This is a genomic window from Kitasatospora sp. NPDC058063 (genome assembly GCF_042885395.1).
Lineage (GTDB): Bacteria > Actinomycetota > Actinomycetes > Streptomycetales > Streptomycetaceae > Kitasatospora > Kitasatospora lactacystinica.
This window is the reverse complement of the sequence record NZ_JBHVSD010000002.1, coordinates 115628-136377: the sequence shown is the minus strand read 5'-3', so window position 1 is coordinate 136377 and position 20750 is coordinate 115628. Positions and strand designations below refer to the sequence as shown.

The following is a 20750-nucleotide window of genomic DNA, read 5'->3' as shown; positions in this document are numbered from 1 at the left end:
CCCATCATGCCTTCCGTGCCGAGCGGCGCGAGGCGGCGCTCAGCACCGCCCGTACGCCCGCGGTGAGCACCGAGGCGTCCCGCCCGGCGCCCCACACGACCCCGCCGCCGGGCCCGCCGACCCGTGCCTCCACGTAGGCGACGGCGTCCCGCCCGGAGCCCACCGCGTGCTCGCCGAAGGAGAGGATCTCCGCCCCCACGGCGTCGGCCACCGCGTCCAGCGGCCCGGCGCCGGTGCCCCGGCGGCCGTCGACCTCGGCCCAGTCGTCCCCGACCCGCCACCGCCGGCCGGCCCCCGCGTCCAGGTACTCGGCCCGGAACAGTCCGTACAGCTCCTCCGCCGTCATCTCCCGGCCGCTGTCGTCGGTGGCCTCCTGCACCACCCGGGCGAAGTCGATCTGCAGCCGCCGGGGCAGTTCCAGCCCTTCCGCGGCCTGCAGCAGGTGGGCGATCCCGCCCTTGCCCGACTGGCTGTTGACCCGGATCACCGCCTCGTAGTCCCGCCCCAGGTCGGCCGGGTCGATCGGCAGGTACGGCACCGACCAGGGCGCCTCCCGCTGCGGGACGCCCAGCGCGGCGGCGGTCTCGGCGTGCCGGGCGAAGCCCTTGCGGATGGCGTCCTGGTGGGTGCCGGAGAAGGCGGTGTGCACCAGGTCGCCCGCGTAGGGGTGCCGCTCGTGGACGGGCAGCCGGTTGCAGTGCTCGACGGTGCGCCGGATCGCGTCGATGTCGGAGAGGTCCAGCATCGGGTCGACACCCTGGGTGTGCAGGTTGAGCGCCAGGGTGACGAGGTCGACGTTGCCGGTCCGCTCGCCGTTGCCGAACAGGCAGCCCTCGACCCGCTGGGCGCCGGCGAGGACGGCGAGTTCCGCGCAGGCGACGCCGGTACCGCGGTCGTTGTGCGGGTGGACGGAGAGGATCACCGCCTCGCGCCGTTCCAGGTGGCGGTCCATGTACTCGATCTGGTCGGCGTACACGTTGGGGGTGGCGATCTCGACGGTGGCCGGCAGGTTGTGGATCACCGGCCGCTCGGGCGAGGCGTCCCAGAGCCGGGTGAGCCCGTTGCACACCTCCAGCGCGTAGTCCGGCTCGGTCAGGTTGAACACTTCGGGCGAGAACTGGAACCGCAGGCCGTCCCGGCCCTCCCCCAGCCTGGCCATCAGCGTCGCGGCCGAGGTGATCAGCGCCCGGAGCCCGGCGCGCTCCTTGCCCAGGACCACCTCCCGCCACTGCGGCGCGGTGGCGGTGTACAGGTGGACGACCACCCGGGGCAGGCCCGCGACGGCTTCGAAGGTGCGCTCGACCAGGTCGGCCCGGGCCGCCGTGAAGACCACGACGGTGACGTCCTCGGGCACGGCTCCGGGGGTGGTCGCCAGTTGGCGGACGAAGTCGAAGTCGGTGCGGCTGGCGGACGGGTAGCCGACCTCGATCTCCTTGAAGCCCATGGCCAGGAACAGGTCGAACATCCGCTGCTTGCGCGCCGGGTCCATCGGCTCGGCCAGTGCCTGGTTGCCGTCGCGCAGGTCGACGGGCACCCACAGCGGGGCCCGCTCGATGCGACGGCCGGGCCAGCGGCGCAGCAGGGCGGGCACGTGCACCCGCTCGTGCGCGGGGCGGTAGCGGTGGGAGGGCATGGTGCCGCCGCGCTGGGGGTTCCAGGCGGGGGCGGCGGCCGGGACGGGCCCGGCGGGGGCGTGCAGGGTGGGGAAGCGTACGGGCGGTCGCATGACGGGGTTCCTCGCTCGGGGCGGACACCGGAGACCGGCAGGACGGCGCGCCGCAGCGGGGTGCCGGTCCGGTCACGCCCCGCTGCGGCCGCCAAGAAGAAGGCCCCCCGGGGGGAGCGTCCACGGCTGCATGCCGGGTAGAGTAACCACGACCGAAGTCCTCAGACAACCTGACAGGTGAACCCGATGGCCGCGCTCCGCCCCTCCCCCCTCGCCGAACAGGCCGCCGCCCGGCTGGAGGAGCAGATCCGGGCCGGGCGGTGGCCGGTGGGCGGGAAGCTTCCGGGCGAGGTGGCGCTGGCCGAGGAGCTGGGCGTCGGCCGCTCGACCGTCCGGGAGGCGCTGCGCACCCTCGCGGCGGCCGGGATGGTGCGCAGCCGCCAGGGCTCCGGGGTCTACGTCACCGCCGACCGGCCCACCGGGGACTGGGCCGCCCGGCTGCGCCGCGCGGAGCTGGCGCACGTCTACGAGGTGCGGACGGTGGTCGAGGTGCAGGCGGCCCGGCTGGCGGCCGACCGCCGCACCGGGGCGGACCTCGCCGCGCTCGACGCCGCGCTGGCGGCTCGCCGGGCGGCGGGCGGGGCGGACGACGCCGCCTTCGTGGACGCCGACATCGCGCTGCACACGGCCGTGGTGGCGGCCGCGCACAATCCCGTCCTGGACGACCTGTTCGCCCAGTTCGCCCCGGTCCTGCGTGAGCAGCTGGTCGCCCTGGTCGGTCTGTTCGGCCTGCGCGCGGAGGATCCGGACCACGGCTACGACGCCCACGCGGATCTCGTCCGGGCCCTGCACGACGGCGATCCGGAGGCGGCCGGGCGGGTGCTGGCGGCGGAGCTGGAGGCCACCCGCTCCCGCCTGCTGGCGCACTGACGGGGCGCCCGGGGTCCGCGCGACGGGGCGTCACACAGTTTTCACACCCCGGCCACCCGCCGGCCGGGCGCCGCGACGACACTGTGTCGAGCAGGCCCGGAACCGCTCCCTCCGCATACGCACCGTCAACGGTCGAGTGACCTTGTGTTCACCGCGTGTGCAAGCACGGCCCAGGCAGCGAACGGATTTTCACTCCAATCACACGGTATGACTAGTATCGCTTCGTCAAAAACCGTGCCCGGACGGCCCGCCCCTCACCGGCCGGCCGCCAGCCCCAAGGAGTCAGCTCTGCGCGCGCGTGCGAATCGGCGGCCCCCGACGCCGAAGGGCCCCCGCAGGCGTCCACGCCTGTCCCTGCGGACGGCGCTGCTCGTCCTGGCCGTCGTCCCCAGCATCGCCCTGGTCGCCCTCTGGGCCGTGACCAGCGGTGAGACCATCGCCGACTTCCAGCGACTGGCCGACCAGGCCACCGTCGCGCAGAAGGCCGGCCAACCGTCCAACATCGTCTACTACAACCTCCAGGAGGAGCGCCGGCTCAGCGCCGAGGCGCTCGCCCGGCCCGGCTCCAACGCCGACCAGCTGCGCCGCCAGCGCCAGCTGACCGACGACGCGGTGCGGCAGTTCCAGACCCTCTCCGGGGCGACCGCCGACAACGCCCCCGCCGAGGTCCGCTCCGCCGTCGTCGAGGCCCGCCAGGCCATGGGCAAGCTGGCCGAACAGCGTGCCGCCGTCGACCGCGCCACCACCGACCAGCAGAGCGTCTTCGCCTACTACACCGACCTGATCAGCGTCGACCTGCGGCTGTTCACCGCGCTCAGCCGGGTCGACACCGGCGAGGTCACCTGGCTGTCCAAGACCCTGGTCAACTCCTTCTGGGCCAAGGAGATGATCTCCCGCGAGGACGCCGTCCTGGCCCGCGGCTGGCCCACCGGGCGGCTGTCCGCCACCGACTACCAGCAGGTCCAGCAGCTGATCGGCGCGCAGGACCACCTGCTCAACGTCCAGGTCCTGCCGTACATCCCGGACGCCGAAGCACCGGCCTGGCACGACCTGGTCAACAGCCCGTCCTGGCAGGCCAAGGCCGCCGTCGAGCAGGCCCTGCTCAAGCCCACCGCCGCCGACGCCGCCGGCACCGTCAAGCTCCCGGCCACCCAGGACCAGTGGCGCCAGGCCCTCGACGGGCTCAACCCGCCACTGGTCAAGGCCATCGAGGACCGCACCAACGGCATCATCGAGGTCGCCAAGAGCGCCATCATCGGCATGCTCACCCGGGTCGTGCTGACCACCGTCATCGGCCTGATCACGGTCGTCGCGGTCGTCATCGCCTCCTGGCGCCTGAGCCGCTCGCTGCGCCGCCGCATCAAGGACCTGCACACCCAGGCCGAGGAGATGCAGCGCACCCTGCCCGAGGTGGTCGAACGCCTCGGCCGCGGCGAGCAGGTGGACGTCGAGGCCGAGACCCGCACCATCACCGCCGGCCCGCACGGCAACGGCACCGACGAGCTGGCCCGGCTCGGCCAGGCACTCAACCTGGCCCGCTCCGCCGCCCTGGAGTCCGCCGTCGGCCAGGCCGAGCAGCACCGCGGCTTCGAGCGGCTGCTCCAGCGCATCGCCCGCCGCACCCAGCTGCTGATCGGCCGCCAGCTGCGCAAGCTGGACGAACTGGAGCGCAAGCACGACGACCCGGAGGTCCTGGAGGGCCTCTTCGACCTCGACCACCTCACCGCCCGCCTGCGCCGGTACGAGGAGAACCTCGTCATCATGGCCGGCGGCCAGCCGCAGCGGCGCTGGCGCAAGCCCGTCCCGCTGCTGGACGTGCTGCGCGCCGCACAGGGCGAGGTGCAGGACTACCGCCGGATCTCGATCGACATCGAGGGCGACCCGTGGCTGTCCGAACGGGCCGTCGGCCCGGTGGCGCACGTGCTCGCCGAACTGATGGAGAACGCCACCACCTTCTCCAAGCCGCCCACGCCGGTCGAGGTGCGCGCCGCCGTGGTCGGCCGCGGGCTCGCGATCGAGATCGAGGACCGGGGCCTGGGCATGGACCCGGAGCAGTACGACGCCGCCAACGAACTGATGAGCCGCCCGCCGCGCACCGATGTGCTGGCCCGGGCCGACGACATCCGCCTCGGCTTCCACGTGGTCTCCCGGCTGGCCGCCCTGCACGGGCTGAGGATCGAGTTCCGCCCGTCCGCCTTCGGCGGCACCCGGGCGGTCGTGCTCGTCCCGGACGAACTGGTCATCGAGGGCGACACCGGACTGCCGGACGGCGCCGGCGGTACGGCCACCGAGCCCATCCCGCTGGTGCGCCGCTCGCGCCGGGCCGTGCGCTCGGCCTCCGACGAGACGCCCGTCCCGGTGCCGGCCGGTCCGCCGGTCGCGCCGGTGGACTCCTTCGGTCTGGACTCCTTCGGCCAGGGCGGCTTCGTCCCGCAGGCCGCTCCGGTGCCGCTGCCGCTCTCCTCGACGGGCGTCGGGGCGGACATCCGGGCGAGTGTCGAGGCGGGCGCGGAGACGACCGCCGAGACGATCGCCGAGGCCGAGCCGGAAGCCACCGTCCACGAGATCCCGCTGCCGGAGGCGCCGTTCCTGCACGGGCAGCCGTTCCCGCAGGGACAGCCGTTCCCGCAGGAGCAGCCCTACCAGCCCGAACAACCCTTCCCGCAGGAGCAGGCCTACCAGCCGTACGAGTCCGGGCAGGCCTACGAGTCCGGGCAGGCCTTCGGCGCCGAGCCGTCCCACCCCTCCGGGCCGCCGGTCCGGCCGGAGCAGCCGATCGAGCACAGCTCCCCGGCCGACCCGGCACCCGCCCTGGACACCCCGGCCTACCCGGACATCGCCTACGCCCGGGTCACCGAGGCCGAGGCCCCGTACGCCGACGAGCAGTACCGCCCGGCCGACCACTACCGGCTGGCCGAGCGCCGGCAGCGCCGCGAGTACCGGACCTCGGTGCCGTTCAGCCCGGCCGAGGGCGGCCAGGCCCCACTGCCGCAGCGCGTCCGGCAGGCCAGCCTGGCGGCCGAGCTGCGGGTGCCCCCGCCGGAGCGGTCGTCGTGGGTCGAGCGGCCCGCCGCCGGGGCCGCCGCCCCGCCCGCGGGCCCGGTCGAGCGCACCGACTGCCCGGTGCGGCGCTCGGGTGCGGCGATCGGCGCCTTCCAGCGCCAGTCCCGCGCCGCCCGGGCCCAGGACAGCGGCGAGCACCCGCTGCCCACCGCCCCGCCGGCCCCCTCCCCCGCACCCGCCGGCCACCCGGCTCCCGCGCCCGCCCCGTCCCCCTGGGCTCTTCCGGCCGCGGACACCCGAACCACACGAACGGATGACCAGTCATGAACCGCACGATCGCCACCCACCAGGACCTGGACTGGCTGCTGGACGGACTCGTCGACTCGGTGCCCGGGACCAGGAACGCCGTCCTGCTCTCCGACGACGGTCTCGTGGTCAGCCACTCCCGCACCATCGAGCGGGCCGACGCCGAGCGGCTGGCCGCCGTCGCCACCGGCCAGCAGAGCCTGGCCCGCGGGGTCGGGGCGCTGTTCGACGGCGGCCCGGTGCACCAGGTGATCGTCGAGCTCGCCGAGTGCTGGCTGTTCGTCATCGCCGCCGCCCAGGGCACCCACCTGGCCGTGGTCGCCTCCCAGGAGGTGGACGCCGAGGTGATGTCCGTCGCGATGCACACCCTGGTGCAGCAGGTCGGCCAGAAGCTCACCACCCCGGTCCGCGGCGAGGGTGCCCCCGCCGCCCCGGCCTCCTTCGACGCCTTCGCCGCCCGGAACCGGGGCTGACCCGGGTGGAACCGTACGGGAACGACGCCTGGGGGGACGGCCCCGACGACGGCCGGGACGACGGCCGGCGGCGCGGCGCGGCGCCGCACTGGAGCGAGCTGGAGGAGGACGGGGAGGACGAGACGGGCAGCATGGTGCGCCCGTACACGATCACCCGCGGCCGGACCGCGCCCGAGCGCGACGACCTCACCCTCATCACCGTGCTCACCACGGTCGAGGCGGAGGCCGACGCGGCCCTGGCGCGGGGCAGCCGCGCCGGTGCTCGCGGCCTGCAGCCCGAACACCGGCTGATCCTCGAACGCTGCCGGCGCCCCATCGCCGTCGCCGAGGTGTCGGCGGGCCTGGACCTCCCGGTCTCGGTCACCAAGATCCTGCTGGGCGACCTGGTCTCCCAGGGCCTGCTGAAGGCCCGGGCACCGCTCTCGGTGGCCCGGGCCGCCGGGGGCGTGGACCTCGGCCTGCTCACGGCCGTACGCGAAGGACTCCGGAGACTCTGAACATGGCAACACCCCACTCCGCCATCGACGCCCCCACCGCCCCGGCCGCCGTCAAGATCCTGATCGCGGGCGGCTTCGGCGTGGGCAAGACCACCCTGGTCGGCTCGGTCAGCGAGGTCGCCCCGCTGCGCACCGAGGAGTACCTGACCCGGGCCAGCGTCGGCATCGACGACCTGGCCGGCGTCGACCAGAAGACCACCACCACCGTCGCGCTCGACTTCGGGCGGATCACGGTCAGCCCCGAGCTGGTCCTCTACCTGTTCGGCACGCCCGGCCAGGAACGTTTCTGGTTCATGTGGAACGACCTGGTCAACGGCGCCCTCGGCGGGATCGTCATCGCCGACACCCGCCGGCTGGAGACCAGCTTCGCCTCCATCGACTTCTTCGAGAGCCGGGGCATCCCGTTCGTGGTCGCGATCAACTGCTTCCACAACACCAACACCCGCACCCCCGACGAGATCCGGGCCGCGCTCGACCTCGACCCGCAGGTGCCGATGCTGCTCGGGGACGTGCGCGAGCGCGCCTTCGGCCGGGACCTGCTGCTCGCCCTGGTCGACCACCTGATGGACCTCGCCGCCACGCGCGCCGGCTGAACCGGTCCCGGCCGGACCGTACTCGGCCGAGCCCCCACACTCCTGCGAACTTCCCTTCGGAGCGACCCTCATGACCAGACCCCTGCGCGTCCTCGTCAACGGTGGCGGCATCGGCGGCCTCACCCTCGCCACCGCCCTCGCCCAGCGCGGCCACCGGGTCGACGTCGCCGAGCTGCGCGAGCAGCTGGAGGCCCTCGGCGTCGGCATCATCCAGCCGTCCAACGCCCTGCACGTGATGCGCGAGATCGGCGTCCTGGAGGACTGCCTGTCCGTCGGCTTCCCGTGGGAGGTGCTGACCATCTGCGACCCGGCCGGCACCACCCTCGCGAGGATCCCGCAGCCCCGGATGGGCGACGTGCCCTCCAACAACGGCATCCCGCGCCCCGCGCTGGCCCGCGTGCTGGCCGACGCCGCCGCCGGGGCGGGCGTCACGGTCCGCTTCGGCACCACCATCGGCACCCTGCACGAGGACGCCCACGGCGTCGAGGTCGCCCTCACCGACGGGCACGTCGGCCGCTACGACCTGGTCGTCGGCTTCGACGGCATCGGCTCGCCGCTGCGCCGCCACCTGTACGGCGAGAAGTACGCCCCCGAGTACACCGGCTTCGCCAACTGGCGTGTCACGCTGCCGCGTTCGCCCGAGGTGCAGGGCGTGGTGATGTCCTCCGGCAACCTCAGCGCCAAGGCCCTGCTCACCCCGATCAGCACGGAGCAGATGTACCTGGGCTCGGTCTTCGCCGAGGCCGAGGACTTCCGTCCGGACCCGGAGCGCGCCCACGAGCAGCTGCGGGAGCGGCTGGCCGGCTTCGGCGGGCCGATCGCCGAGGCGCTGGCGCTGATCACCGACCCGGCCGCCGTGGTGCACTCGCGGATCTCCCAGGTCACCGTCGAGGAGCCCTGGCACGTCGGCCGGATCGTCCTGGCCGGCGACGCCGCCCACGCCTCCACCCCGCACCTCGCCCAGGGCGCCGCGATGGCCGTCGAGGACGCGCTCGTGCTCGCCCTGAGCCTGGACGCGGCCGACACCGTGCCGGCCGCCCTCGCCGCCTGGGAGGAGCGCCGCCGCCCCCGCGCCATGTGGGTCCAGGCCCTGTCGCGGGCCGTCCTCAAGCAGGAGACGGGCACGCCGACCACGCCGGAGGAGGACGAGCTCCTCAAGGTCGGCATCCCGGGCGCGGCGCACGTCCTGGTCCAGCCGTACTGACGGCTGCGGCCTCGGCCCCTTCGCCCGGCCGCGGCCCCGGCCCCGGCCCCGGGTCCAGCGGCGCGCTTCGGCGCGTCGCCGGGCCGGGCGAAGGGGCGGGCAGCCGGGCGGGCGGGCGGTTCAGCGACCGGCCAACTGCAGGATCCGGTACCCGAGCCACCCCGGCAGGACCAGCGCGAGGGCCAGCCCCGCCATCACCAGGTCGGCCTTCCTGGTGGCGAGTTGCGCCCTCCAGGCCATCGCCCGCTGCCGCCTCCCGGTCGCGGCCAGCGCCGCGTGGATGGTGCGGACCAGGTGCACGGTGGGCGTCCGCAGGGAGGAACCGCCCGACCGGGCCGTCCACGCCGTCCGCCCCCTGCGCTCCTTCACCGGGAACACCCGTGGGGTCCAGTGGGCGTCGAAGGCGATGACGGCTCCGACCCAGTGCCCGCCCACGACCATCTCCCTGGGCAGCAGCGGGGTGGGGAGGCTCGCGTTCACCTGTCCGGCCAGCTCCGGAAAGCCGCGCGGGGCCAGCAGGATCAGCTTCGCCGGCGGCTGCGTGGCCCGGGCCTCCCCGATCTCCCACCGCAGCCCCTCCCCCGGCCCCAGCCGCAGCACGATCAGCTGGGACAGGTCCATCAACCGCCGCACGGTGCCCTGCCAGTCGTCGGGCGGCAGGTAGAAGCGGGCCGCCCCCAGGAGCGGAAGGGTCTCCCCCGGCCGCCCCACCGCGATCACGGGACCGACGGCGCCCAGTGCGGCGGCGAACTGCACCTCCCGCGCGCGGAGGTCGCTCCTCGCCCTGTCGTCCGCCCGGGCGGCCGCCTCGTCGTCGTCGAAGCTGCGCAGGTAGAGCACGGGTCTGCGACCGTCCCGGAGCAGGGCCTGGGCCGCCCCGCGAGCCGCGTACGGACGGGTGCCGCGCAGGAGCAGGAGGCCGGCCCCCGCGGTCGCGACGCCGCCCGCCAGCAGCAGGAGCGACGCCTCCGGCGGGAGCGCGTCGCTGCGCTCCGACACGGCGACGGCGAGCGCGCCGCCCCCGGCCAGCACGCACCCGGCGGTGTTGGCGGCCAGGACGGCCCGCCGGCATCGCGGCCGCCGGGTGCCGTAGCGGTCGACGAGCGCGACGATCTCGGCGACCCCCGCCCGCCGGCGGTGCCGCAGCCACAGGGCGGGTCCGAGCAGCGCCAGGGCGACCGCCCCGCACCACAGCGCCCCCGCCCTGCTCGCGCGGACCTGCTGGCCCACGCCCACGTTGACCAGCAGGTGCAGGGCCGCGTACGCCGCCGTGAGCGCGACCGCCGTGATCCACCGGGCGAACATCCGTAGCCGGGACGACACGCCGACCACCCCCGAACCCTCGCGCAGCAGTTGAGCAGGACCCTTCAATCCGATACCGCAACGGACGGGCCGTCATGCGTGTGCGATCGGAGCCGGTTCCCGGGCGCACGCCCCGAGCGGGACGGCCCGGAGCACGTCCGGGCCGTCCGTCGGCGGATCCTCCGCAGTGTCACGCGCCGGGCGCCTCCGCCCCGGTGGACGCCGGACACTCCTGTTCGACCGGGTCACCGCGCCGGCCGACAAGCGGCCGGCCCGCCGACGGGCGGCCGGCTTGACGGCGCACGCCGCACGCCGCTTCGAACCCGCCGGCCGCCACGGGCTCGTACGGATCAACCCGCCGAACGGAGCGGCGCCGGGCGGGCCGAGGGCACCGGTCGGCTGATCTGGTCCCGGCGGTCCCACACCGCCTTGGAGATGCGGGCGAGCAGGCGGGCCGCCGGGTCGGTGCGGTCCGTGCCGTCGGCGAGCGGGCCGGTGTAGCAGACGGCGATCAGGTAGGGCGGGCAGTCGGCTGCCTGGACGAGGCCCACGGCGAGCCGGGTACCGGGGATCCAGCCGTTCTTGAAGGCGATCCGGGTGTTGGAGGGGAGGCCGGCGGCCAGGTCCACCCGGAACTCGTTGCATTCGAGGAGGCCGAGGAGTTCGGGCTCGTCGGCGAGCGAGCGCAGCAGCCGGACCAGGTCGCGGGCGCTCACCCGGTTGTGCACGCCCCGGGCGCGCGCCGCGTGGTCCTCGATCCCGCGCGGGGTGGCGCTGTGCGTGGCTCCGGCGCGGCGCCACACGTCGGCGACGGCCTGCTGGGTGGTGCGGGCCAGGCAGATGTTGGTGGCGAGGTTGGAGGAGTGGGTGATCATCCGCTCGGCGAGCAGCCGGAGCGGGACGTGGGTGCCGAGCAGCTCCCAGGGCAGCGGATCGCTGTCCCGGTCCGGGTCGTTGCCGAACTCCCCGCCCACGACGGACTCGAAGCGGTTCACCACCGGGACTTCGGCGTCGAGACCGACGCCGCCGCGGCAGAGCGCGGCGAGCACGGCGACCTTCATCGTGCTCGCGGCGTCGTGCAGTTCGTCCGGGTTGTGGAGGAACACCGGCTTCGAGTCGCCCATCCAGGGGGCCACCACCACAGAGAGCATGGAGGAAGGGTAGGGCAGAACCGGTCGGGCCTCGACGGTTGCGGCGCACGACACGAACCCGCGGCCGCCGCGGCGGCCCGTCAGCCGCCGGGAGGCAGCGCCAATGGCTTGCGCAGCAGCCACTGGCCGGCCGTCCGCCGCGGCTGCCGCACGACGATCCGGCCGTGGCGCTTCCTGCCGACCAGTTCCACGCGCAGGACGACCGGCCCGCCGGAGTCCGGCGCCCGGTCGTTCCTGACCCTGCTGAACTCCAGTGCCAGGGCGTCGGAATCGACCACGACGCCGGGCCCGGTGATCAGCGTCAGGGTCTTGCCCTCCATGTCCAGGTCGATCCGCAGGGTGTCCTGGGTGATCACCGCCCGGGTGAAGTCGAGCGTCACGTCGCACCACTCCACGAAGAGTTCCAGCCGTCGCGGCACCACCCAGCGCCCCTCCCGCCTGACCGCGCTCCACCGCTGGTCGATCCGCAGGACGTCCTTGACCTCCGCCACGGCCCCGTCGGCGGAGATCGACACCTGCGGCAAGTCGGCGGTCAGTCCGGCCAGTTCGCCGAGCGTCCGCGCCGACAGGGCGGCCTCCAGGCGCTCGTCCAGCTCGTCCGGGGTCAGCCGGCCGTCGCCCGCCGCGACCCGCAGCAGCTCGGCCACCCGGTCCCGGTCGGCGTGGGAGGCCCGCATCCCGGACTGCTGCGGGCCGCCGCCGGAGTGCGTCCCGGCGGGCACGATCTCTCCCGGCATACTTCCCGTCCTGAACTCGACGATGGTCGTCACGCGTCGGGGTCGGCGACACGGACGGGAACTCACGATATATCGCGATAGGAGTTCCCGCCAGACCACTCAGCGGGACGGGCCGTCCACGGCGCGCGGGCTCACCAGCATGCGGATGTCGTCGGCGGCCCACAGCACGAACCGTTCGACCGGGACCACCCGGTGGCCCGGCTCGGGCCGGAAGCCGAGCCGCTTGAGCAGGACGGCCAGCACCACCTGGGCCTCCGTCATGGCCAGGCCCGCCCCCTCGCAGGCGCGCGGGCCCAGGCCGAACGGGATCCAGGCCAGCCGGGGGCGCCCCGCCGACTCCTCGGGGGTGAACCGCTCGGGCCGGAACCGCTCCGGCTCGGGCCAGTACGCGGGGTTCAGGTGGACGGCCAGGATCGGGAGGAGGACCACCGCCCCGGCGGGGACGGTGTACCCGCCGACGGCCAGCGGACCGGCGGTCCACCGGGCGCCGTACGGGCCGGGCGGGTAGCGGCGCAGCGACTCGCGCAGGACCATCCCCAGGTACGGCAGCCGGTGCAGGTCGGCGTGGTCGGGCGCCGGGCGGTCACCGAGGACGCGGTCGAGTTCCTCGGTGACGCGCGCGGCCGCCTCCGGGTGGGCGGCGAGCAGGTGCAGCGTCCAGGAGACGGCCACGCCCGTGGTGTGATGGGCGGCCAGCATCACGGCGAGGACGGTGTCGCGGATCCTCGCGGGGCTCTCCCCGGCCTCGACGAGGGCGCCGATCAGGTCGCTGCGGTCGCGGGTGCCGGGGTTGTCGGTGTCGGGGCCGCCTGCGCCGCGGTCGCGGGTGCCGGGGCCGCCGGCGCTCGGGCCGTCCGGGCGGTGCGCGGCGATCACCCGGTCGACCGTCGCCCGCAGCCGGGCGAGGGCCCGCGCGGTCCGTTCGACGTGCTGCTCCGGGGCCTGCTCGGCCGGATCCCGGTAGAGGCGCTCCAACCGGTCGGCGAGCACCACCTCGAAGGCCTCGACCACGCCGTCCGGGTCCTCGACCTCGCCGCCCAGGGCGTAGCCGCAGACCATCCGGAGGGAGAGCCCGGCCAGTTCCCGCTGGAGCTCGACGGGCCGCCCGGCGGGCAGGGCGGCCCAGCGGTCGGCGAGCCCGGTCGCCAGGGCGGCGAAGCGGGCGACGTGCCGTTCGTGCGAGGGCCGTCCGGCCAGGACGGTGAGCAGCAGCCGGCGCCACGGCCCGTGCTCGTCGGCCGGGAGCACCTGGAGGTTGCCCGCCTCGAACAGCGGGTCCAGGAAGGAGAACAGCCGCCGGGGCCGCTCGTCGAGGTGGACCGCGGCCTCCAGCAGCACCGGATCGGCGATCGACACGGCGGTCCCGGCCCCGGGCAGCTGGAGCCGCGCGACGGGTCCGTACTCGACGTGCAGCCACAGCTGGTAGGCGTGCAGGCCGCCCGCCCGCGCGATGGCGCCCACCCCGCCGTCGGCGCACGGTTCGGGCCCCGGGATCTCCATCGCACCTCCTCGTGACGGCGCGGGAAGTCGGCCCGGCCGACTTCCCGTGCTCCGGTCCTGCTCCGGTGTCAGTTGACGAAGTAGCTGAAACCGACCGTCGCCGCGGACATCCCGGCGGCGATCTCCCGCGTCAGCGACCCCTGGCAGTTCGCCGCGGAGTACACGTCGACCCTCGCGTCCGTGAGGTTCTGGACGAGTACGGGCGACAGGGTCGGGTAGCACCCCCGGGCCGGGTTCTGGTGCGCCGCACCGTTCACCACCAGCACCCCCGTCGCCGCCTGTGCGGGCACGGCGAACGCGAGCACTCCGGCGGCGGCCAGCATCCCGACCGCGGCAATCCGACGACGCATGACTGTTCTCCCTTCCGAGGGCGCACGACCGGTTGCGGCGCCCTTCCGGGGCATGGATTCCCCCGCCGCCCCGTCCGCGCCGGAAACCCCCGCCGCAATCCCCCGAACCGACGAGGGCGTACGGGCTCCTGCCGGGTCTCCGGCGAGGAGGCGATGTCGCGGCCACGGCTGCTCGGGGCGCTCGTCTCCGGGCGGACGGGCCGGGACGGGCCGGGACCGGCCGGGACCGGCCGGTGACGGCGGCCCTCAGTCGCCGAGCAGCCGCAGGGCCTGCCGCAGGTTGTGCTCGGCGATGCCGGCCATGGCCTCGCGGGCCGGGAAGTCCCCGTCGAGCAGGCGCAGCGGTCCCGCCGTCAGCGAGAGGCGCTGCGCCAGCGCATAGAGGGCGAGCCGGTCCTCGTCCAGTCCGTCGGCCGCCAGCGGCCGGTAGTCGGCCTCGTTCAGGCGGATCCGCAGGAAGACGTGCTCCCACTCGACGTCGAAGTACATCGTGCCCTCGATGTCGATCAGCACCGGGCGGCCGTCGGCGTCCACCAGCACGTGGTCGGGCCCGAGTTCGCCGTGCACCACGGCGTGCTCCGCGCGCGGCCGCACCGCCGCCGCCAGCTCCCGCAGGCGTTCCGCGAAGCGGTCCCGGGCCCCGGCGATCCGGGGATCGCGCGCCGCCGCCTCCGCGAGGTCGCGCAGGGCGCGGTCCCGTACGACGCCCTCGCAGGACGGCCCGTGCGAGGTTCCTCCGCCGTCGACGACGGCCACCTTCCCGTAGCCGGGCGCGCGGTGGCCGTGCATGGCGCCCAGCGCGTCGCCGAGCCGGGCCAGCACCGGGGCGGCGGCGCGCGGGTCGCGGGCGAGCAGCTTCTCCAGGCTCTCGCCGGGAACGTCCTCGACGATCGCAAGGTCGGCCGTGTCCGGGGTGCCGGCGCCGTCCCGGTCGCCGGCGCGCTCGACGAACCGGAGCGCCGGGACGCGGACGCCGAGCGCGCCCAGCCGCGCGTGCGCGGCCTGGAACAGGTCGAGGCCGAGTCCGGGCGAGAACGGGTCGGCGAGGTCGTCGTCCCCCTCGGCCGCGGGCCAGTGGTTCTCGGTCCGGTCCCAGCGGTAGGCGACCGCCGTCGTCCCGTCGTCCATCAACAGCCGGTACACGCCCTTCTTGCTGCCGCCCGTCAGCCGCTCGACCGTCTCCAGCCGGCGGCCGCCGCCCAGCGCGGCGCGCGCCGCGCCCGCCAACCGCTCCCGCACCGCCGCCCCGGCCCCTTCTTGTCCTGGTCGCCCCCGGGCCGGCCGTCCCTCCGTCCCGGCCGGCGCACCCTGGCTCCGCAGGTGGCGGCTCACATCACCGACCAGGGTGATCCGCACCCGCCGCTCCACGAACCGCCACCGCCCGTCCTCCCCGCGCGCGAAGCGGTCGTGGTACCGGCCGGCGGCGATGGCCTGCAGCGGCAGTTCGGGCAGCGCCTGCAGCACCGTAACGTACGAGCGCGCGACCGCCGTCCCCGCCCGCTCGTCGACCTCGACGGCCAGGTTGCCGGTGACGTGCTGGGTCCGCGGCGTCCCGTCGGCGTACACGGCGATCGTCTCCCGGAACATCGCCTCGATCGCCGCGGCCCCGCGGACCGGCGCACCGCTGCCGACGAAGACGGCGTCGGCGAGCAGGGCGCCGAGCCCCGCGAAGTCGCCGTCGTCCACGAGTTCGGCGTAGCGCGCGATCAGGTTCTCGATCGCGCGGTGGCTCGGTACCGGATCGACGGACGCGGACATGCTCTCCCCCACGGGCCCGGCGGCAGTCGGTTCTTCCGCCCCTCTCCCCGACTCTCCCACGCTTTTGACCGGGCATCGGAAATCCGCCGGCGGGGACGCGCACCTGGCGGAGCTCGCCGTACCCGAGTGGCGGGCGGCGCCGGACGCGCTCCAGCAGCTTCCGGAGATCGGCACCGACGGGCCGGACGCCGCGTCGGCCTGACGCGAACGGTCGCGGCGCCCGGCGGCTACCGGCCGGGCGCCTCGGCCAGCCGGGAGATCTCGGCGGCGACGGCCTCCGGTTCGGCGGCGACGGTGACGCGGGCGGCGCCGTCCAGGCCCGGGTGGGCGCCGACCCGGACGGAGTGCCGGGCGTTGCGCAGCAGGTCGAGGTCGTTGATGTCGTTGCCGAAGGCGTTGTACGCGTCGATCCCCAGCGAGGTCAGCGCCTCCCACTTGTTCGTGGTGCCCGGGGCGAAGTCGATGATCGCCTCGTCGAGGTGGTGGTTGACGGTCATCCCGAGCGCGCGGCCGGCCTCCGCGAGGGCCGCCGGGTCGGTCGCGTCGACCACCAGGAACTTGACCACGGCGGGGAGTTCGGCGAGCTCCACCCGGCGGGCGAGGCCGCCCTGGTCGACCCGGCCGCGGATCGGGTGGTCGGCCGGTCCGGTGTAGGCGTAGTCCCACGGGCCGTCGGCGAGGTAGCCCGCCCGGAACCGCTCGGCCTCGGTCAGCAGCCGGTCGAGGTCACCGGCCTCGAACGCGGCCCGCGCCCGCACCCGGCCGTCGACGGAGACCAGGCTGCCGTTGCCGCCGATCAGCGTCGCGGCGGGAAAGGCCCCGTCGAGGACGGGCAGGAGGTCGCGGACCGGCCGGGCGGAGGCGAAGACCAGCTGGTGCCCGGCCCGCTCGCAGTCCGCCAGCGCGGCGAGGATCCGGCGGTCGATCGTCCGCCCGTCGAAGCAGAGGGTGCCGTCGATGTCGAAGACCGTGGTGCGGGCACTGGTGGTGATCATCGTGCGATCGTATCCAGGCGGTGCGGTGCACGATCCCGCGGCCCTTCGGGTACGGCCGGATCGGGAAGTCGGCGGGCCCGGCTTCCCGATCCGGCCGAAGCCCTCCGACACGTCCCCGTCGTCCGGGCGGGACGGTCACCCGCGGGCCGGGCCGGTCGCCGGTCGCGCCGCGCGGCGGTGGCGGCGGACGGCGTCGCGGTTGGCGCAGAGCTGGGAGCAGTAGCGCCGGCGGCCGGTCCGCGTGGTGTCGGCGAAGAGGGTGGTGCACTCGGCGACGGCGCACCGGCCGAGCCGGTGCATGCCGCGGCCCACCAGGTGGAAGGCGGTGCCGACGGCGATCAGGGTGGACAGCACGGCGGCGAACGGCTGGTGGTCGTCGCGGTAGTGGAGGTGCCAGCCATCGGCGTGGTCGGTCAGCCGGGGGTGGGCGGCGTCGGCGGCCAGCATCCGGTTGAGCCGTTCGGCCCGTTCGCGCTCGTCGGCCGCGTCGACCACCGCCTCCCAGCTGTCCAGCAGGGCCAGGATGCGCGCCAGGTCCGCCGGCAGGACCGGTCCGTCGACCACCAGCCCGGCCGCGCGGCAGCGGTCCACCAGTTCCCCGGCGGTTCCGGGGCGCCGGTTGGCCAGTTCCGCGGCGAGGTGCACGGCGCCTTCGCCGTAAGGGTTGAGATGCATAAGACCATGACACCAGGCTGCTGAGCATGAGTCAGCACACCGGCACCGAAAAGCACTCCGGGCCGAGGGCCGTCGGGGACGCCGCCCGCCCGCTCCGGTACCGCTGGGTGGTCCTCGGCGTCGCCACCGTCACCCAGGCCGCCTCCGGCTTCTTCGTCCAGGGCATCGGGGCGATGGCCGTCCCCCTGCAGCAGTCACTGGACCTCAGCACGACCCGGCTCGGCCTGCTCCTGTCCGCCTCCCAACTGGTGCCGCTGGTAGGCCTGCTGGTGGCCGGTGCGCTCCTGGACCGGCACAGCGAGCGCTGGGTCGTCGGCATCGGTTCCGCCGTGGTCGCCGCGGCCCTGCTCCTCGGCGGCCTGGCGCAGGGGTACGCCTCCCTGCTCGCCGTCCTGCTGGTCGTCGGCGCCGGATACAGCACCGTGCAGCCCGGCGGCAGCAAGTCGGTGGCCGTCTGGTTCGCCCCGGCGCAGCGGGGACTGGCCATGGGCGTCCGCCAGGCGGGGCTGCCGCTGGGCGGCGCACTCGCCGCCGCCGTCCTGCCGCTGGTGGCCGTGGCGCACGGGTGGCGGGCGGCGCTCGTGGTCGGCGGGCTGGTCGCCCTCGTGGGCGCCGGGCTCTTCACCGCCCTCTACCGGCGGCCGCCGGCCGCCACGGCCCTGCGCCCCGCTCCCGGCACCGCCGCGCCGACGGCCTCCGTCCGCTCCCGGCTGCGGATGCTCCGCGAGCCGGCCATGACGCGGATCCTGTTCTCCGGTCTGAGCCTGGTCTCGGTGCACAGCGGCATCGGCGTGCTCGGCGCGCTGTACCTCCACGACGTGACGGCCCTCGGCCCCGGTCCGGGCGCCGCCGTCCTGGTGGCGGTCCAGGTGGCGGGGGCGGCCGGCCGGATCGCGCTGGCGGCCTGGAGCGACCGCAGCCGTGCCGGGCGGTACCGGCCCGTCCTGGTCTGTCTGGGCGCGGTGGTGGCCGGGTTGACGGCCCTGGCGACGCCGGCGGGCCACTCCCCCGTGGCGGCCGCCCTCCTGTTCACCTGGCTGGGCTTCTTCGGCATCGGCTGGTACGGCCCCTGGGTGGCCCACCTGGCGGAGTCGGCCCCACCGGGCCGGACCGGCTTCGCCCTCGGGCTGGTCATGGCCGTCAACCAACTGGCCGTCGTCCTGGTCCCGCCCGCCCTCGGGCTGCTCCGCGACACCACCCACGGCTTCACCGCCGCCTGGGCCGCCCTCGCCGCGGCCACGGCCGCGACCCTCGTGCTGACCGCCCGCGGCGGGGGCGGCGGCGGGCGCGGCACCCCTGCCGCCACGGGCCGCACACCGGCGGGTACCGTACGGCCGTGAGCAACGAGACGCCTCCCGGGTGGTACCCGGCCCCCGGTCCGGACGGCGCCCCCGGCCACGAGCGCTGGTGGGACGGCAACGCCTGGACCAGCGACGTCCGGCCGGTCCAGGGCGGCTACGGCTACCCGGGCCAGGAGGCGCCCCCGGCGCAGCAGGCATACCCGAGCCACCCCGGCCCACAGGCCTACCCGGGCCCGCAGACGTACCCCGGCCCGCAGGCGTACCCGGCCGCGGGCTACGGCCAACCCGGCCCCGGCTACCCGCCGATGGCCGCGGCCCCGCCCCCCGCCCCCAAGCGGGCCAAGCCGGGCGTGATCATCGCCGTCGCGGTCGGCGTCCTGGCGGTCGGCGGCAGCATCGCCGGAGTCGCGCTCAGCCACGGCGGCGACCCCGCGGCGGACCCGACCACCGACCCCACCGTTTCCGTCAGCCGCAGCGCCGGCCCGACCACGAGCCCCGGCCCCACCCCGAAGCCGGCCACGCCCAAGCCCGCCCCGGTCCTCCGGAGCACCGTCGCGGACCAGCAGCACTCGATCACCCTCCCGGTGTTCGAGGGCTGGGAGGTGACGACGACCGACACCCCGCAGTGGTCGGTCTACCTCGGCAGCGGCCGCTACACCTGCGCGAACGGCAAGGCCTGCATCCGCGGCCGGTTCTCGGTGGAGAAGAACACCATCCAGGGCGACAGCGCCAAGGCCGCCGCCGACGCCGCCATGCCGACCGTCGCCAAGCAGATCTTCAGCGGGATGACCTCGCAGACCGACTACGGCTCGGGCAGCCTCGCCGTCGCCGGCGTGGCCGGCTACGCGACCCGCTGGCACATCACCAACGCCGACGGCACCCAGGGCTACGTCCTGCTGGCCGCCCTCCCCGCGAAGGGCGGGGGCTACGTGGTCTTCGACGGCGGCGTGGACGACGACCCGGCCGCCCCGGACGTCTCGGTGCTGGACCAGATCCTCCTGGGCGTCAAGAAGGACGACGCCCCCACCAGCGGCACCTGACGTCCCGTTGCGGCGGTGTCGCGACCGGCGTCGCCCTCGCGGCCACGGCCGTGGCCGCCCCGCCTCCGGGCGCGCGGCCGCGCGGCTCCACCCCTCGCGGCCTCCCGCGCGTTCCGCGGCACCGGGCTGCCACAGTGCTCGGCTACGCCGACCGGTCGTCCGGGAGCCGCTCCGGGAAGGTGGGCGGCGGGAGCGGGCGCGGGCGTGCGGCGGGCCGGTCGCTGCGGCGCAGGACGAAGACCACGGGGAGGGCGATCAGGCCGGGCCCGGCGAGCAGGCCGGCCAGCCACTGGCGGCCGTCCAGGCCGACGATCACCGAGCCGGCGAGCATTCCGGCGGCGAGCACGAAGCCGGCCACCAGTCCGCCGGCGTAGAGCTGGTGGGCGCGCTGGTCCTTGCGGTCCTGGGCCGCGATCCGGGCACGCTCGGTCACGTGCTCCTCCCGCATCCGGGCCGCTTCGAGCGCCGAGGCCGACGCCGTCCGCTCGCGTTCCAGCGACGCCAGGTGGCGCTCCCGGGCACTCTCCCGGGCGTGTTCGCGCCGGAGTTCCAGTTCGAGGTGCTCCAGGGCCACCCGCAGGTGCTCGGGCGGAAGTCGGGCCCACTGGGTGGCGACCTCCAGGGCCGTCGGACGGCGGGTGCGGCTCTCCTCGGGGGTGGTCACCGGTCGTCACCTCGGGGCGTGGGGGCGGTGCGGTCGGGGCTGCGGTCCGCGCCCGGCGGCGGGCCGAGCCGGAGGAAGAGGCGTTCCAGGCCCTCGGCGACGGTCTCGGCGGCCACCGGGGTCAGCGGGTCGTCGGCGAACTCCAACAGGGGCCGGTGCCCGGCCCCGTAGCCGCTCCCGGTGAGCGCCGCGTCGCCGTCCGCCCAGGCGAGGACGCCGCCGGAGACGTCGGACCGGAAGACCGGCCCGCTGCCCACCGGCCCCGCCTTCGAAAGGCCCTCCGAAAGAACCGGCGGCAGGCCCGCGGGGACGGGGAACCCCAGGCCCATGGGTGCGGGCCCGGACGGCAGCGGGCTCTGAACGCGCCTCCCGGGCCCGTCCGCCGGTGCGCCCGGTCGCGGCGGCGTCGGCAGCGCCAGCGCGGCCAGCACCGCCGCGGCCGGCGCCAGGAGGGCCGCCCACCAGCCGATCCCGGTGGCGGCGTACAGGACCAGCGTCCCGGCCCAGACCAGGACGGCCGCGCCGCCGAGCACCGCACGTCTGCTCCCCACACCGCCCCCTTCCTCCGGTCCGAGCCTACCCATGACGAGGGCCCCCCGGTCGGA

At 75.5% G+C, this 20750-nt stretch carries 19 protein-coding genes and 2 pseudogenes; 9 read left to right on the top strand and 12 right to left on the bottom strand.

Annotated elements, in window-relative coordinates; genetic code table 11:
- Positions 1-4: 4 nt before the first annotated feature.
- Entirely contained in the window at positions 5-1726 is a 1722-nt protein-coding gene (locus ACFVUY_RS04370; RefSeq protein ID WP_387727248.1) for a 2-isopropylmalate synthase, read from the bottom strand.
- 186 nt (positions 1727-1912) lie between these two features.
- On the opposite strand from ACFVUY_RS04370, the gene ACFVUY_RS04365 reads away from it, so the two are divergent.
- The 6 genes from ACFVUY_RS04365 (at position 1913) to ACFVUY_RS04340 (ending at position 8672) form a co-directional block, all read left to right on the top strand.
- Positions 1913-2596 carry a FadR/GntR family transcriptional regulator gene (locus ACFVUY_RS04365; RefSeq protein WP_387727246.1) on the top strand — a complete coding sequence of 228 codons (684 nt, stop codon included), beginning with the start codon at positions 1913-1915 and terminating at the stop codon, positions 2594-2596.
- Positions 2597-3013: 417 nt separating this feature from the next.
- Complete coding sequence (locus ACFVUY_RS04360; RefSeq protein ID WP_387727244.1) at positions 3014-5926, top strand: nitrate- and nitrite sensing domain-containing protein; 2913 nt, start codon at positions 3014-3016, stop codon at positions 5924-5926.
- On the top strand, positions 5923-6378 hold the full coding sequence (locus tag ACFVUY_RS04355) for a roadblock/LC7 domain-containing protein (protein WP_387689721.1): 456 nt from the start codon (positions 5923-5925) through the stop codon (positions 6376-6378). Before ACFVUY_RS04360 ends, ACFVUY_RS04355 begins: the two co-directional genes overlap by 4 nt.
- 5 nt (positions 6379-6383) lie before the next feature.
- Positions 6384-6875, top strand: a complete 492-nt coding sequence (locus ACFVUY_RS04350; protein ID WP_387727242.1) for a DUF742 domain-containing protein — start codon at positions 6384-6386, stop codon at positions 6873-6875.
- Between the two features lie 2 nt (positions 6876-6877).
- A complete protein-coding gene (locus tag ACFVUY_RS04345) occupies positions 6878-7468 on the top strand; it encodes an ATP/GTP-binding protein (RefSeq protein ID WP_387689725.1) in 591 nt (196 codons plus the stop codon).
- 70 nt (positions 7469-7538) lie between these two features.
- Positions 7539-8672: an FAD-dependent monooxygenase gene (locus ACFVUY_RS04340; protein ID WP_387727240.1), complete on the top strand. Its 1134-nt coding sequence runs from the start codon at positions 7539-7541 to the stop codon at positions 8670-8672.
- 120 nt (positions 8673-8792) lie between these two features.
- On the opposite strand, the gene ACFVUY_RS04335 is transcribed toward ACFVUY_RS04340, so the two are convergent.
- The 7 genes and pseudogenes from ACFVUY_RS04335 to ACFVUY_RS04305 form a co-directional block, all read right to left on the bottom strand.
- A complete protein-coding gene (locus ACFVUY_RS04335; RefSeq protein WP_387727238.1) occupies positions 8793-10043 on the bottom strand; it encodes a transferase in 1251 nt (416 codons plus the stop codon).
- Between the two features lie 281 nt (positions 10044-10324).
- The gene (locus ACFVUY_RS04330; protein WP_387727236.1) at positions 10325-11125 is read right to left on the bottom strand and encodes a serine hydrolase; all 801 of its coding nucleotides are present in this window, start codon (positions 11123-11125) and stop codon (positions 10325-10327) included.
- Positions 11126-11205: 80 nt separating this feature from the next.
- Positions 11206-11862 carry a DUF1707 domain-containing protein gene (locus ACFVUY_RS04325; RefSeq protein WP_387727234.1) on the bottom strand — a complete coding sequence of 219 codons (657 nt, stop codon included), beginning with the start codon at positions 11860-11862 and terminating at the stop codon, positions 11206-11208.
- Positions 11863-11961: 99 nt separating this feature from the next.
- Positions 11962-13362, bottom strand: coding sequence for a cytochrome P450 (locus ACFVUY_RS04320; protein ID WP_387727232.1), 1401 nt, complete (start codon positions 13360-13362; stop codon positions 11962-11964).
- Positions 13363-13430: 68 nt separating this feature from the next.
- The gene (locus ACFVUY_RS04315; RefSeq protein ID WP_387689734.1) at positions 13431-13712 is read right to left on the bottom strand and encodes a hypothetical protein; all 282 of its coding nucleotides are present in this window, start codon (positions 13710-13712) and stop codon (positions 13431-13433) included.
- Positions 13713-13958: 246 nt separating this feature from the next.
- Entirely contained in the window at positions 13959-14855 is an 897-nt protein-coding gene (locus ACFVUY_RS04310; RefSeq protein WP_387727777.1) for a phosphotransferase family protein, read from the bottom strand.
- A gap of 225 nt (positions 14856-15080) precedes the next feature.
- Positions 15081-15470, bottom strand: a pseudogene (locus tag ACFVUY_RS04305) (nuclear transport factor 2 family protein); the annotation flags it as partial.
- 94 nt (positions 15471-15564) lie between these two features.
- Between ACFVUY_RS04305 and ACFVUY_RS04300 the strand changes: the two are divergent.
- A pseudogene (locus ACFVUY_RS04300) lies at positions 15565-15654 on the top strand (alpha/beta hydrolase); the annotation flags it as partial.
- Between the two features lie 43 nt (positions 15655-15697).
- On the opposite strand, the gene ACFVUY_RS04295 reads toward ACFVUY_RS04300, so the two are convergent.
- Together ACFVUY_RS04295 and ACFVUY_RS04290 are read right to left on the bottom strand one after the other, a co-directional pair.
- On the bottom strand, positions 15698-16465 hold the full coding sequence (locus tag ACFVUY_RS04295) for an HAD hydrolase family protein (protein WP_387727230.1): 768 nt from the start codon (positions 16463-16465) through the stop codon (positions 15698-15700).
- 135 nt (positions 16466-16600) lie between these two features.
- Complete coding sequence (locus ACFVUY_RS04290; protein WP_387689740.1) at positions 16601-17140, bottom strand: CGNR zinc finger domain-containing protein; 540 nt, start codon at positions 17138-17140, stop codon at positions 16601-16603.
- A 26-nt stretch (positions 17141-17166) separates the two neighbouring features.
- On the opposite strand from ACFVUY_RS04290, the gene ACFVUY_RS04285 reads away from it, so the two are divergent.
- Both ACFVUY_RS04285 and ACFVUY_RS04280 read left to right on the top strand, forming a co-directional pair.
- On the top strand, positions 17167-18480 hold the full coding sequence (locus tag ACFVUY_RS04285; protein ID WP_387727228.1) for an MFS transporter: 1314 nt from the start codon (positions 17167-17169) through the stop codon (positions 18478-18480).
- Positions 18477-19481, top strand: a complete 1005-nt coding sequence (locus tag ACFVUY_RS04280) for a DUF2510 domain-containing protein (protein WP_387727226.1) — start codon at positions 18477-18479, stop codon at positions 19479-19481. The genes ACFVUY_RS04285 and ACFVUY_RS04280 overlap by 4 nt, the downstream gene beginning before the upstream one ends.
- A 142-nt stretch (positions 19482-19623) precedes the next feature.
- Here ACFVUY_RS04280 and ACFVUY_RS04275 read toward each other — a convergent pair whose 3' ends face one another.
- Both ACFVUY_RS04275 and ACFVUY_RS04270 read right to left on the bottom strand, forming a co-directional pair.
- The gene (locus ACFVUY_RS04275) at positions 19624-20145 is read right to left on the bottom strand and encodes a hypothetical protein (protein ID WP_387727224.1); all 522 of its coding nucleotides are present in this window, start codon (positions 20143-20145) and stop codon (positions 19624-19626) included.
- A complete protein-coding gene (locus ACFVUY_RS04270; protein ID WP_387727222.1) occupies positions 20142-20696 on the bottom strand; it encodes a hypothetical protein in 555 nt (184 codons plus the stop codon). Before ACFVUY_RS04270 ends, ACFVUY_RS04275 begins: the two co-directional genes overlap by 4 nt.
- Positions 20697-20750 lie beyond the last annotated feature (54 nt).